Source organism: Clostridium aminobutyricum (assembly GCF_017255415.1).
In the GTDB taxonomy this organism is placed as follows: Bacteria; Bacillota; Clostridia; order Peptostreptococcales; family Anaerovoracaceae; genus Aminipila; species Aminipila aminobutyrica.
In genome coordinates, this window is record NZ_JAFJZZ010000010.1 from 49,632 (window position 1) to 63,573 (window position 13,942).

Sequence of the window (13,942 nt, forward strand, 5' to 3'; positions counted from 1 at the left end):
AAAAAAGCTTTGAAAATAGCACATTTCAAAGCTTTTTATTCATACATTATATATTTAAATTATACCATGAAAGCGCTAGGATTCGGTTCTAGAAACCTGTTTATTTCGTTTTGCATGAGGGCTAACGCAATAATGGAAAAGCCTATAAGGCAGAAGATTAAATAGAGGGCACCATTTGCGGAACCGCCTGCTAAGCCATGTTTTTGCCGAAGCCTATAAATACGGTCTCCCATTATATAAGACCAATAAAGTCCGTAAATACCAAGCGTTATAATGGTAAAAATAAGCACCCAGCCGCCGTTGGTACCCCGTTCTGAAGATAATTCCAAAGAATCATTGGTGAGGCAAATGATCCAATAAAGTCCGTAAATACCAAACGTTATAATTGTAAAGAGAATGCACAGCGCAATATTTTTTTCTCTCATGAAGAAACTCCTTTCAAAAATGGCGCAAAATAGTATAGTACATCACACTCTTAATTTACAATACAAGTGTAAAAACACCATATGCTATTATATTGTCATTTAGTGAAAAGATACTATAAAGTACATCATAGATTGTCCGGTTTGTGGTGTTATTTTTAATGTATCAAGCTCATGACGAGGTATAATTATTCATGATAAAGCGATGTCGTAATAAAGCGAAAAATAATTAATGAGACAACATAATATTGTTGTGAAAAAAGAAAGAGAAAAAGTTATAAACCGTTGATATGGTAAGACGATATGGACGGATTGAATTAATTTTTAGAAAATTTAAAAATAATTTTTGCAAAGATATTGACAAGTTTGTCATAATGCGTGATGATAGAAATAGAATAGATAATATGTATAAAAATTCATAAACAATGAATAAATATTTATATTTATTCATAAAAACTTAAATTTATTCATTCGGGATTCCAAGAGGGCTTTGCTGATTGCCTTCGAATAGTAAGAACGCTAGGAAAGACAGCTTTTATAAAAGGGAGAGGATAACAATATGTCTATTATTATTAATGGAATGAAGTTGACGGTTGAAGAAGTCATCCGTGTCGCAAGAAATGGCGAAGAGGTTTTGATTGCACCTGAAGCGCAGGAGGCTGTCAAAAAGGCCAGAGCGTATGTAGATAAAAAACTGAAAGAGGGTGCTGTCATTTACGGACTCACCACTGGTTTCGGAAAGTTCGCCGATACTTATATATCAACTGAGGAAGCGGCAGATCTTCAGAGAAATCTGATCATCAGCCATACTTGCGCGATGGGTCAAGCACTTCCAAAAGAAGTGGTAAGGGCAGCTATGCTTCTGCGTTGCAATGCCCTTTCAAGAGGACATTCGGGCATCCGTCCTGAAACGTTGCATACCTTGCTGGACATGTTAAACAAAGGGGTTCATCCGATCATTCCGGAGAAAGGGTCACTGGGTGCAAGCGGAGATTTAGCACCGCTGTCACACATGGTATTAACCATGATCGGGGAAGGCGAGGCAGAATATAAAGGAGAGCTATTGCCAAGTAAAGAAGCGATGGAAAAAGCAGGCATACCTCTCGTTCAGCTGGCTGCCAAAGAAGGGCTTGCCTTAATTAACGGAACTCAGATCATGACCGCTATCGGGATTAACGTACTGTGGGATGCGATGGACTTAGCAAAAACAGCGGATATCGTTGCTGCAATGACAGCAGAGGCACTGAATGGAATTACAAAAGCATATGATCATAAGGTGCACGATGTCAGAGGACATCAGGGGCAAAAAGAGTCAGCGGCCAATATGTTACAGATATTAAATGGCAGTGAAAATACGAAACCTGTAAATCCTAAAAAGGTGCAGGACCCTTATTCACTGAGATGCATCCCGCAGATTCATGGTGCTTCCAGAGATGCAATACAATATGTTTATGAAGCCGTATCGAAAGAAATAAACGCTGTTACGGATAATCCGATTATTTTCCCGGATGAAGATGAAGTCATATCCGGCGGAAATTTCCATGGGCAGCCGATGGCTCTAGCGTTTGATTTCTTGAAAATGGCCGTTGCAGAATATGCAAATGTATCGGAAAGACGTTCGGAACGGTTGATCAATCCGCAGCTTTCCGAAGGCTTGGAACCATTTTTAACAAAGCATGGCGGCGTATGTTCCGGCTTTATGATTGCACAATATGCAGCAGCTTCTATGGTTTCGGAAAATAAGATTTATGCGCATCCGGCTTGTGTGGACTCCATTCCTTCATCGGGAAACCAAGAAGACCATGTAAGCATGGGAACAACGGCGGCGAGAACGGCCGCATTGATTATCGATAATTCGCAAAAAGTTCTAGGAATTGAATTGTTCGCAGCAACACAGGCCATCTGGCTGAGGGGAGAAAAGAATCTTTCACCAACCACCCAAGCGGTTTACAATTTTGTGAGAAAAACCGTCGATCCGATAGATCAAGACGTTGTCATGTATAACGAATTAGTGAAGTTTGATGAGATGGTTAAGCAGCACAAGATTTCTGACGTTGCGGAAAAGGTTTGCGGAAAGTTAAGGTAGAAGGAGGGAACAACATGTTAACCAATACAGATATTTCGAACGCGATGACGATAAAGCTGGGGAAGGAGCTGCCTGAATATCCGGCTTTCGAAGAAGGAAAGAGACGGGCTCCGGACAGGGGGTTCCGGCTAACGCCGGAACAAACAAAGGTGGCATTAAAGAATGCTCTTCGGTATATTCCGGAGGAACTGCATGAGACTCTTGCTCCTGAATTCATGGAGGAGCTGAAAACCTATGGCAGGATTTATGCGTACCGCTACAGACCGGCAGGCAGGATCTATGGAAAGCCGATTGAAGAATATAAGGGGAACTGCATCGAAGGAAAAGCTTTTCAAGTGATGATCGATAACAATTTAGATTTTGAAATTGCCCTTTATCCCTATGAGCTGGTTACGTACGGAGAAACCGGTCAACCATGCCAGAACTGGCTGCAATACCAACTAATAAAAAAATACTTAGAAGAATTGACAGTGAATCAAACCCTCGTTGTGGAATCCGGGCATCCTTTGGGTCTGTTCCCATCAAAGCCGGAAGCTCCGCGGGTGATTATTACCAATGCCATGATGATCGGCATGTTTGACAATTCAGCCGACTGGGAAATTGCGGAGGAAATGGGCGTTGCAAACTACGGCCAGATGACGGCCGGAGGCTGGATGTACATCGGCCCTCAGGGAATCGTTCACGGCACGTTTAATACCATACTGAATGCAGGAAGAAAATATCTAGGCGTTCCGGAACAGGGAGATCTGACAGGACATACTTTCGTATCTTCCGGACTGGGAGGTATGAGCGGAGCACAGCCGAAGGCAGCCAATATCGCCAGAGCGGTGGGCATCTTTGCGGAAGTGGATCGTTCCAGAATCCAAACCAGATTGGACCAAGGCTGGGTAGACGTCATTCTGGATGATCTGAACGAAGTATTTAAGCTTGCAAAAGAAAAACAGCAAGGAGGCGAAACCGTTTCCATCGCTTATCATGGAAATATCGTCGATTTGCTTGAAAAGGCAGTAGAAACAGGCTTCAAAATTGACTTATTATCGGATCAGACTTCCTGTCACAACGCATATAACGGCGGCTATTGCCCGGCAGGGTTGACCTTTGAAGAAAGAACGGCGTTATTGCATGATAACAGAGATATATTTTGTAAGAAGGTAGATGAATCTCTTCATAGACATTTTAAAGCAATAAAAGCGTTGAGCGAAAACGGCACCTACTTCTTTGACTATGGGAACTCTTTTATGAAAGCCATGTATGATGCAGGCGTAAAAGAGATTTCAAAGAACGGATACGATGAAAAAGATGGATTTATTTGGCCGTCTTATGTAGAAGATATCATGGGTCCGATGTTGTTTGACTATGGGTACGGCCCGTTCCGCTGGGTTTGCTTATCCGGCAAGCCGCAGGATTTGGATAGAACGGATCAGGCTGCTATGGACTGCATTGATCCGAATCGGCGTTTTCAAGACAGAGATAACTGGGTTTGGATCAGAGATGCAAAAGAAAATAAATTAGTGGTCGGCACCCAAGCCAGAATCCTCTATCAGGATGCGGAAGGCCGAACAAAAATCGCTCTCCGGTTCAATGAATTGGTAAGAGAAGGAAAAATCGGACCTGTTATGATCGGGAGAGACCATCATGATGTAAGCGGTACCGATTCCCCTTTCAGAGAAACAGCTAACATCAAAGACGGAAGCAATGTCATGGCGGATATGGCAGTTCAATGCTTTGCCGGTAATGCAGCCAGAGGCATGAGTTTATGCGCCTTGCATAACGGCGGCGGCGTTGGCATCGGAAAATCCATTAACGGCGGATTCGGTCTCGTGTTGGACGGAAGCGAACGAATCGATGCGATTATTAAATCGGCCATGATGTGGGACGTTATGGGCGGTGTAGCAAGAAGAAGCTGGGCAAGAAATGAACATGCGCTGGAGACGTCGGTGGCTTACAATCAGAATTATGCAGATCAGGGTCATATTACGATTCCGTACGTGGCAAGTGATGACTTAGTCAATAAGGTGGTTGCGGAGTATCTAAAATAGGGAGCCGCAAAAGGCACAGGTTATGCAGAAAGGAATGATACGCACAAAATGAACAAAACATTGCTGATTAAAAATATAGGAATCTTGCAGACCCCCATCGGAAGTGAAAGCCATCGAGGGGAGAAACAGGGTGAAAATATTAAAATGAACGATGCCGCGATCCTGATAGAAGATGGAATTATTAAAGAGATCACCGAAAACGGACAGCTGCCGTCAGGGGCAGAAAATGCGGATACAGTGATCGATGCCGAGGGCAACTTGGTTACACCGGGATTGGTGGAAGGCCATACGCATTTAGTCTTTGGCGGGTATCGGCAAAATGAAATCCCGCTGAAACTGGCAGGAGCGACCTACCTTGATATATTAAAAGCAGGCGGAGGTATATTGGATACGGTTCGCAAGACGAGAGAAGCTTCTTTCGAAGAACTCTATGAAAAGAGTGAAGCTTTCTTGGATGAGATGCTGGCTTTAGGTGTGACTACCTGTGAAGCGAAAAGCGGATATGGCTTAGACCTGGAAACAGAATTAAAAATGTTGAACGTTGTAAAGGCTCTTGATAGAAACCATCCGGTAGATATGGTGCCTACCTTTATGGGAGCACATGCTATCCCGGAGGAATACAAGGGCCGAGCCGACGAATTTATTGATTTGCTGTGCAATCAGATGATGCCGGAAGTAAAAAAGCAAGGATTGGCAGAGTTTTGTGATATTTTCTGCGAAGACTCTGTTTTTGATGTGGCACAAAGCAAAAGGTATTTGCTTAAGGCAAAGGAACTGGGATTTGGTTTAAAAATTCATGCGGATGAAATCGAAGAGATCGGCGGTTCGGAGCTGGCAGGAGAGGTAGGGGCCATTTCTGCGGAACATTTAATTGCTGCGGGAGAAAAAGGATTGGCTTCTATGGCAGCAGGAGGAACGACAGCGATGCTGCTTCCTGCGACGTCGTTTTATCTCGGGAAAACCTTTGCACCGGCCAGAAGGATGATTGAGCTCGGTATTCCGGTGGCCATTGCTTCAGACTTCAATCCGGGGTCATGCCCTTCCTTAAACCTTCAATTTGCTATCAATTTGGGGTATTTGCGATATAAGCTGACACCGGAAGAGATCTTAACGGCCGTTACCATCAATCCGGCTTGTGCAATCGGCCGGGGAGAGCGTGTGGGGACATTAGAAGTTGGTAAACAAGGCGATTTGGTGATTTGGGATGCCCCGAACATGGAGATGCTCTGTTATCGGTTCGGCTCGAACTTAGCTATGCAAGTCATCAAAAAAGGTATATTGGTTTAGGAGAATTCAATAAAAAATAAAGGGAGAAAAAAATGAAATTAGTAGAGATGACGGTCAATGAATACTTGGATGTATTGAAGTCCGATGCACCGGCTCCCGGCGGCGGTTCGGTCAGTGCGTTGGCAGGTGCGCAAGGAGCAGGGTTGTTGATGATGGTGTGTGATTTGACCACCGGAAAGGAAAAATACGCAGACTATCAGGAAATCTGTGTCCAGGCAAAGACACAAGCAGCTGCCTTGCAGGAGGCATTAACCGAGGCTATTGATAAGGATACGGAAGCCTTTAATCTCGTCTCGGCTGCCTTTAAAATGCCGAAAGGGTCGGATGAGGAGAAAAGAGCAAGAAGCCAGGCTATTGCGGAAGGCACGCTGGTTGCTACAGAAGTGCCGTACAGCGTAATGACGCTGGCCTATGAAGGATTACAAGAAGTAAAGAACATCTTGGGAAAATTCAACACGAATGCCGCCAGTGATTTGGGGGTAGCCGTATTAAATCTGATGACTTGCATCAAGGGGGCCTGGCTGAATGTAAAAATAAATTTACCCGGCGTAAAGGATGAAGCAAAGAAAAGAGTTTTTCAGGAGGAAGGCGAAAGCCTTGTACGGGATGCTGAAAAGCTTGCGGATGAGCTATATCTTGAAATCGCAAAATCATTAGAATAAGAAAATAGAGGAGGGCCCTAATATGGCAATGATTATTGAAAGTGTACCGAATATCAGTGAAGGAAAGAACAAGGATATTATAGAGGCTTGTGTAGATCAGATTCGAACGACGGCAGGATGTACCTTATTGCAGTACACCTCTGACCCAAGCCACAACAGAACCGTTATCACCTATATGGGAAGTGCAGAAGCTTGTGAAGAAGCCAGCGTAAAGCTTGCTAAGAAAGCAGTTGAGCTGATTGACCTCACCAAACACGTGGGAGAACATCCAAGAATGGGCTGCGTGGACGTTATGCCTTTCATTCCGATTAAAGAGGCAACCACAGAAGACTGCGTGGAGCTCTCAAAGAGAGTGGGTGAACGAATTGCAAAAGAAGCAGACCTTCCGGTATTTCTATATGAACAATCTGCGAGTGCAGCTCACCGGGAAAATCTAGCGTCAATTCGTAAGGGACAGTTTGAAGGAATGGCGGAAAAGGTGAAAGCGGAACAGTGGATTCCGGATTTCGGCGGACAGCGGATTCATCCCACCGGAGGCGTGGTGGCAGTAGGTGCAAGACCGCCGCTGATTGCCTTCAATATTAACTTAAGCACCTCCGATTTAACGGTTGCAAATAATATCGCTAAAATTATCAGACGGTCAAGCGGCGGTTTTGATTGTGTAAAAGCGATGGGCGTTATGCTGGAAGAAAGAAACATCGCACAGGTTTCCATCAACATGACCGATTTTACAAAAACGCCATTGTATAGAGTAGTAGAACTAGTGAAAGCAGAAGCTGCTCGATATGGGGTACATGTAGTGGGAACAGAGATTGTAGGACTTTGCCCGATGAATGCGTTGTTTGATACAGCGGAATATTATCTTCAAATTGAAGATTTTAACCCAGCTGTACAGGTAATTGAAAACCACTTGTTATAATACCAAACAGGGGCTGCCCCGGTGCTTCATGGCCGACGGGCAGTTTTTGTATAATAATCTTTTAAAAATCATTTGGTCATCCTTAAATATCCGACAATGGAACTTTTCTGCAATTTGACGGATTCGTGGTTTTTATAAAAAAATTGTGCTATTATAATGATATATAAAAAATGGAGAGGTGCAGGACGATGGATACAAACTTTTCAAATAATGGCTCCTTGACAGATGAAATCGTGGATGTTTTACGAGATCGAATTTTAAAAGGAGAGTATGTCATCGGAGAAAAATTAATAGAAAATCAAATAGCTACAGAGTTTAAAGTGAGCAGAACCCCTATCCGAGATGCTTTTAAACTGCTTGAAGAGGAAGGCCTGATTGACTATATTCCAAACAAAGGCAGCTTTGCAAAGGGTTTTACAAGACAGGATATGGAAGACATTTATGCGGTTCGAAAGGCGTTAGAACAGCTGGCTGTGGAATGGGCGATTGAAAGAATAGGAGAAAAGGAAGTCCGTGAATTGGAACGGCAGGTTGAATTGATGGAATTCTACACGAAGAGAAAAGAGTGTGAGAAGGTTATGGAGATCAATGTTTCCTTTCATGAACTTATTTATAATGCGACGAGAAGCAGATTTCTCGCACACATCTTGAAATCGTATCGGCAATATGTTCAGCAAGCGAGAAAAGCGACCATATCGGAAGAAGAAAACCTGGAGGTTGTCGCAATAGAGCATAAAGAGATCTTAAAAGCAATCAAAGCAAAAGATGTTGACTCAGCAAAAGACAAGATTGCCCGCCATTTGGATAATTCCAAAAACCGTGCACAGGTAATTTGGCATATTGTATAATTCTAGCGTAGAATCCTTGAAAGGCAATTAACGAATATGGTATAATATATTCAATAAATGAAAGAAGGGAATAAGCTTTATGGCGATTTATGAGTCAGGTGAAGATTATTTAGAAACTATATTGGTAATTCAGAAAAGGAACGGTACGGTGCGCTCCATTGATGTAGCCTCCGAATTGAATTTTTCAAAGCCAAGCGTGAGTCGGGCAATGGGTATTCTAAAAAAAGCAGGCTATATCCTGATTGACGAAAAAGGGCATATTACTTTTACGGAAAAGGGCAGAAGCAAGGCGGAAGCCATCTATGAAAGGCATAACTTGATTGCGGCTTTTTTAGAGCAGGTGTTGGATGTCAGTGAGGAAAATGCACTGAAGGATGCTTGTCGTATTGAACATGATTTATCGGATGAAACTTATGAAAAAATGCGAGAGATGCTAGATAAACAAGACTAATATTCTCACACGGTACTTCGCGTGGAAAAAAGAATAATAATATATAGGAAAAGATAAAAGCTTGTGCATGAAGATGCCAGGCTTTTTTATTTCGTACCGGTTTAAGATGTACTCCGGGGGTTGAAAAAAGGGGATTTCGAGTATATAATTTAGCAGGGAAGCAGCAATGCTGGAAAGGAACGGATAGAAATGATACGAGAAGCTATTAGGCCTGTGTGGGCAGAGATTAATCTTTCGAACTTAGACTATAACATTAAAAATATTATCGCAAAGGTAGGTGCTGACAAGCAGGTCATCGGAGTGATCAAAGCAGATGCTTATGGTCATGGATCGGTTGAAGTGGCTAAGGTGCTACGAGCAAATGGCGTCAAAACATTCGCGATAGCTACGTTGCAGGAAGCCATTACCCTTCGGGAAGGAGGGGCAACGGAAGAGATTATCATGCTGGGACTTACGCCGAACCTGTATGCGGATATTCTTGTTCGGTATAACCTTACGCCGGTTGTTTGTGATGTTGAAAATGCAAAGGCCATTTCAGATGCGGCGGAAGCAGAAGGCAAGATTTTGCATGGGTTTGTTGCAGTAGACACGGGAATGGGCAGAATCGGGTATTTGCCTGAAGATCCTTCGGCGATAGAGGATATAAAGAAGATCGCAGCGCTTTCACATTTTAAAATAAAAGGTTTATTTTCCCATTTTGCGACGGCAGATGCATTGGATAAGTCTTTTGCAAAAATACAAGAGAAGCGGTATACCGAATTCCATGAAAAATTGGTGCGTGCGGGCGTGATAGTTCCTCTTCGAACCTTTGCCAACAGTGCTTCCATCATGGAGATCCCCTCTGTTTATTATGATGCGGTAAGACCGGGGATCATCTTATATGGGTGTTATCCTTCCGACGAGGTGGATAAAAATCAGCTGCTTATTAAACCGGTCATGTCGGTCAAAGCAAATATTGTACATTTAAAGAAAGTAAGCACCGGTTTTTCAGTAGGCTATGGAAGAAGATTCATCGCTGAACGAGAGAGCTTCATTGCGACCATTGCCTTAGGATATGCAGATGGTTACCCTAGACCGTATTCGTCTCACGCAAAAGTGATTGTAAACGGAGTCATGGCCCCTATCGCGGGAAATATCTGTATGGACCAATGCATGATCGATGTGACAGACGTACCTGATGTAAAAGTAGGCGATGAAGTTATTGTCATGGGAAGCGATGGGAAAAATACCATCTTAGCAGATGATATCGCGAATGCTACCGGAACGATAAATTATGAAATTGTTTGTGCTTTTGGACAAAGACTGCCGAAAGTGTATTGCAAATAAAAAGGAGAACGTATGATTTTTGGATTGTTTAAAAAAGATGAAAATGCTGATTTAGTTTTTGTCAATGGAAGAGTTTATACGCAAAATCCCGATTTCCCATGGGCGGAGGCAATAGCTTGCAAAGGAAGTAAAATTATTTATGTCGGAAGCAGGACAGATGCGGAGAGCATTGTTGGCTCAGAGACCTGCGTTATTGACATGAAAGGCGGATTTATGTTTCCGGGTTTGATTCATACACATAGTCATCCGGCATTACGCGTTTTTGAGGATATCTATATTCCCTTTTCAGAGGGATTGGATTTAGAAGAAGTTCAAGGAGTGTTGACGGACTATATTTTGGAGCACCCGGATCGGGAATCCTACTTCGGCTATGGTTTTGCAGGGCATTTGTTAGACAGTATGAGCGAAGAAGAGGCAAAACAATTATTGGACGAGCTCTATAATGAAAAACCGGTTGTGGTGCTAAGTTCAGGGGAGGAAAAGCTCTGGCTGAACAGCTGTGCTTTTGAAGCTGTGAGGGCCGCAGCGCAAGCAGATGGGGTTGCAATGATTACGACCTCGTATTTGATGCATGTGGTGGCTCCGATCGAATATGATGAAATTTTAAAGAAAGTAGCTTCTACTGTTACCGCCTATTGTGAAAAGGGTTTTACAAGCATCTTTAATGCGGGGGCACCGGAATTTATGAATGAAGTCTATCAGCAAGTGTTGGCCGCTATGTACCAGCAGGGAGTTTTAAAGCAAAGGAACTTTGACAGCTTTCAAGTTGTCAGAGATGTTGTGCCGGAACGAGTAATTCAAAGATTGATGCAAAAACGAACCAATGCTACTGAAATGGATGGTTTTATAAACTGTGAAGTATTAAAACTTATCCTAAAAAGTGATGCAGAAAAGTATTTGATATCCCCTTCTGTTTTAAAGCAGCTGATGCGTCAAGCGTCAGATAGGAACTTCAATATCCATGTGGATGCGGAAGGGAAAATGGCATTTCAAGAATGTATGAAAGCCATTTCTGAAACGAGAAATGCCGGCTATAGAAAAAACAGTTTTACCGTCGCTTGCGAGCCGGAGGTGTATACTTCAGATGGCGAATTTCATTTAGAAGATATGCATTGTGATAATGTATTCTTTCAGGTGCCGACTTTATGTGAACCGAATTTTGAGTATGCAGCTTTGGAAGGGGCAAAAAATGTAGAAGAAATCATTGACCGGTTAACGATTGATGCCGCAATAGCGTTAGGAATCAATGATAAGCTAGGTTCTATAGAAAGAGGGAAGCTGGCGGACCTAGTTATTTTTGACGAAAATCCTTTTGAACTGATTGAACCTGGTTTGTTTAAAAGGTTGTCGGCATCGATGACGGTTTTAAACGGTGAGGTTGTCTATGATGCAGAAGAAGAAAACTTGCAGGAATGGTACGATTTAATGGCTGCTCAACAGCTATAATAAAAAATAATTAAATTATCATAAGATGCACACATAACCTTCACAATTAATAGCTATACTAATAGTCGAAGGGGAGCATTGGGACCCCGAAATTTTGTATCTTCCTTCGAAGGTACAGGTTTCCTTCTTTTATTAGATACACACACACTAAATAAGACCTTTCGATAGTCGAAAGGTCTTATCCCTTTTTGCGCACCTATCCTCATTTTCAAAGAAAATGTTTGGAAGGTTCCATACAGAAATTGCCTAGCTTTAACTAGAGTGCAATTTTTCAGTTTGACAAATAAGTTACTTCTTCTAAATATCGCTATAGATGCGTTCTTTGATTTCCTGCATCCGGACATCGGTCTGTGAAATAATATCTGCACATTCTTTCAGCTCCAAGCCTACTTCCTCCGCATTCTGCAACTCCTTTTTATACTTTAATTGGCTATCCAAACTAGCCCAAAAGTCCATTGCAATGGTTCGGATTTGTACTTCAACGCGCATCATTCTCTTATGGTTTGAGAAGAATACGGGTGTTTCAATAATTAAATGAAGACTCCGGTACCCATTTGGTTTGGGATGCTTGATGTAATCTTTTTCAGTGATTAAAAAAATGTCATCCTGAGCGGTCAGCATCTTTGCCACATCATAAATATCTCCGATAAAAGGACAGATCACTCGAACCCCTGCGACATCATTCAAATTTTCTACGATGGAGTCCACCGTAATCGGATAGCCTAGCTTCTCCAGTTTATTGGCGATGCTTTCAGGCTTCTTGATCCGATACGTGATGAATTCAATCGGTGTTCTCTTGGTGGTTATAGACAATTCTTCGTTCAGAATGTCCAATTTTGTTTTAACTTCTTTTATGGCACAGTTATACATCATCATTAACTGCTGAAATTGCGTGGATTGCGGTAAAAAGTAATCTTGGAACCGGTTAACTGTATCGTATCCCAAAAATGCTTTTGTAATTTGCGTGTTCATATGTTTTATTATTTCCCTTTCTCTATCCAATGACCTCAATAATCTGATTTTATTACAATAATTTTTAACCAATGGTAAAATTCAAGTAATCTGCTCCCACAATAATTCTACCATCTAAGTCTTGATTTTAAAAGAAAAACAGGTGATAATAATATTTATTGAAGCATTGCGGGTATAAACTTGTCAGAGAATAGAACAAAGGAGGCCATTTATTTGAGTAAGATAAATAGAGAGCAAGCATGGGCATTGCTGACCGAATATAACAAAGAGGATTTTCATTTAAAGCATAGTCAGATAGTAGAAGGCTGCATGCGATATTTTGCAGAAAAGCTGGGCTATACAGAGGAAGCCGATTTTTGGGCAATCGTTGGACTTCTTCACGATTTGGATTTCGAGATGTATCCGGAAGAGCATTGTATCAAGGTTCAAGAAATTATGAAAGACAGAGGGCTGGATGAGGAACTTATCCATGCCGTAGTCAGTCATGGATATGGTATAACTGTGGATGTGAAGCCGGAACATGAGATGGAGAAGGTGTTGTTTGCTGTTGATGAATTAACGGGATTGATTGGGGCTGTTGCTTTAATGCGTCCTTCCAAAAGTGTACAAGACATGGAATTGAAATCGGTTAAAAAGAAATATAAAGATAAGAAATTTGCAGCGGGCTGCTCCAGAGATGTCATCGAACAAGGGGCAGAAATGATGGGCTGGGAATTGGATGATTTAATCAGTGAGACCATTTTAGCGATGCGCACCTGCGAAGTACAAGAATAATGCGGTATAACCAATCCTGCAAAAGCCTCTATCCGCAAGAGCGAAAAGTGGTTAAGCGTATAGAAAATGTTTTTTTATGTTTTTTTGCTTTGAATTCATATACAAAATGTAGTGGTTAGGTATAAAATAATTACTAGATGATGTTTGAAGCTTTATTTTGATGGGTAAGATATGAACATCAAGGCAAAACTGTTTGAAAACAAAAAAACGAGGAGGGTTGATATGGGTATTGCGATAACAGGTGACGTTGATAAAAAAGAAGCGGACGCCTATGTGGACTATTTACAAAACAAATACGGACGAAAGCTGGAAACACTGGATATTAAAGTAGACGGAGATTTTGTCGATTTAAAATTTGAATTTGAAAAGGTTTCTTTTGACCGAATCAGAAGAATTACCGGATACTTAGTAGGGACAATGGATCATTGGAATGATGCGAAAACGGCAGAAGAAAGAGATCGGGTAAAGCATGATGTGGGTGGAGCTTGCGATTGCGGACTCGAGAGAATATAAAATAACATGTAATGAAGAGGCCTCACAAATGTGGGGCCTTTCTTTTGGAGAAACCTTCGATAACAGTTCAATTCAGGATTTTCAATAGTGCGATTGAGAAAACTGATGGGATGATTTCTAGTAATATCCTTGTGTTTTACCCCTGAAAATGATAAAATATATGGGTTCTAAAGGAATTTAGCGTAGTGAAGAAAGGA

General features: G+C 42.0%; 13 protein-coding genes. 11 read left to right on the forward strand and 2 right to left on the reverse strand.

Annotated elements, in window-relative coordinates:
- Window positions 1-59 precede the first annotated feature (59 nt).
- Entirely contained in the window at window positions 60-425 is a 366-nt protein-coding gene (locus tag JYB65_RS14190; protein WP_206583352.1) for a DUF4234 domain-containing protein, read from the reverse strand.
- Between the two features lie 556 nt (window positions 426-981).
- On the opposite strand from JYB65_RS14190, the gene hutH reads away from it, so the two are divergent.
- The 9 genes from hutH to JYB65_RS14235 all read left to right on the forward strand — a co-directional run bounded on the left by hutH (window position 982) and on the right by JYB65_RS14235 (window position 11,486).
- On the forward strand, window positions 982-2,508 hold the full coding sequence (hutH, locus tag JYB65_RS14195) for a histidine ammonia-lyase (RefSeq protein WP_206583353.1): 1,527 nt from the start codon (window positions 982-984) through the stop codon (window positions 2,506-2,508).
- A gap of 14 nt (window positions 2,509-2,522) precedes the next feature.
- Window positions 2,523-4,547, forward strand: a complete 2,025-nt coding sequence (locus tag JYB65_RS14200; RefSeq protein WP_206583354.1) for a urocanate hydratase — start codon at window positions 2,523-2,525, stop codon at window positions 4,545-4,547.
- Window positions 4,548-4,595: 48 nt separating this feature from the next.
- Window positions 4,596-5,834: an imidazolonepropionase gene (gene hutI, locus JYB65_RS14205; RefSeq protein ID WP_206583355.1), complete on the forward strand. Its 1,239-nt coding sequence runs from the start codon at window positions 4,596-4,598 to the stop codon at window positions 5,832-5,834.
- Window positions 5,835-5,866: 32 nt separating this feature from the next.
- Window positions 5,867-6,496, forward strand: coding sequence for a cyclodeaminase/cyclohydrolase family protein (locus tag JYB65_RS14210; RefSeq protein WP_206583356.1), 630 nt, complete (start codon window positions 5,867-5,869; stop codon window positions 6,494-6,496).
- Window positions 6,497-6,518: 22 nt separating this feature from the next.
- Complete coding sequence (ftcD, locus tag JYB65_RS14215; RefSeq protein WP_206583357.1) at window positions 6,519-7,415, forward strand: glutamate formimidoyltransferase; 897 nt, start codon at window positions 6,519-6,521, stop codon at window positions 7,413-7,415.
- Between the two features lie 188 nt (window positions 7,416-7,603).
- Window positions 7,604-8,263: a GntR family transcriptional regulator gene (locus JYB65_RS14220; RefSeq protein ID WP_206583358.1), complete on the forward strand. Its 660-nt coding sequence runs from the start codon at window positions 7,604-7,606 to the stop codon at window positions 8,261-8,263.
- A gap of 79 nt (window positions 8,264-8,342) precedes the next feature.
- A complete protein-coding gene (locus tag JYB65_RS14225; RefSeq protein ID WP_209010529.1) occupies window positions 8,343-8,714 on the forward strand; it encodes a metal-dependent transcriptional regulator in 372 nt (123 codons plus the stop codon).
- A gap of 189 nt (window positions 8,715-8,903) precedes the next feature.
- A complete protein-coding gene (gene alr, locus JYB65_RS14230) occupies window positions 8,904-10,040 on the forward strand; it encodes an alanine racemase (protein ID WP_206583359.1) in 1,137 nt (378 codons plus the stop codon).
- A 12-nt stretch (window positions 10,041-10,052) separates the two neighbouring features.
- The gene (locus JYB65_RS14235) at window positions 10,053-11,486 is read left to right on the forward strand and encodes an amidohydrolase family protein (RefSeq protein ID WP_206583360.1); all 1,434 of its coding nucleotides are present in this window, start codon (window positions 10,053-10,055) and stop codon (window positions 11,484-11,486) included.
- Window positions 11,487-11,783: 297 nt separating this feature from the next.
- Here the strand turns inward: JYB65_RS14235 and JYB65_RS14240 are convergent, their stop codons facing one another.
- A complete protein-coding gene (locus tag JYB65_RS14240) occupies window positions 11,784-12,458 on the reverse strand; it encodes a GTP pyrophosphokinase (protein ID WP_206583361.1) in 675 nt (224 codons plus the stop codon).
- A gap of 213 nt (window positions 12,459-12,671) precedes the next feature.
- Here JYB65_RS14240 and JYB65_RS14245 point away from each other — a divergent pair, with 213 nt between their 5' ends.
- Entirely contained in the window at window positions 12,672-13,232 is a 561-nt protein-coding gene (locus JYB65_RS14245; protein WP_206583362.1) for a hydrolase, read from the forward strand.
- A gap of 222 nt (window positions 13,233-13,454) precedes the next feature.
- Entirely contained in the window at window positions 13,455-13,745 is a 291-nt protein-coding gene (nrdD, locus tag JYB65_RS14250) for an anaerobic ribonucleoside-triphosphate reductase (RefSeq protein ID WP_206583363.1), read from the forward strand.
- Window positions 13,746-13,942: the final 197 nt, after the last annotated feature.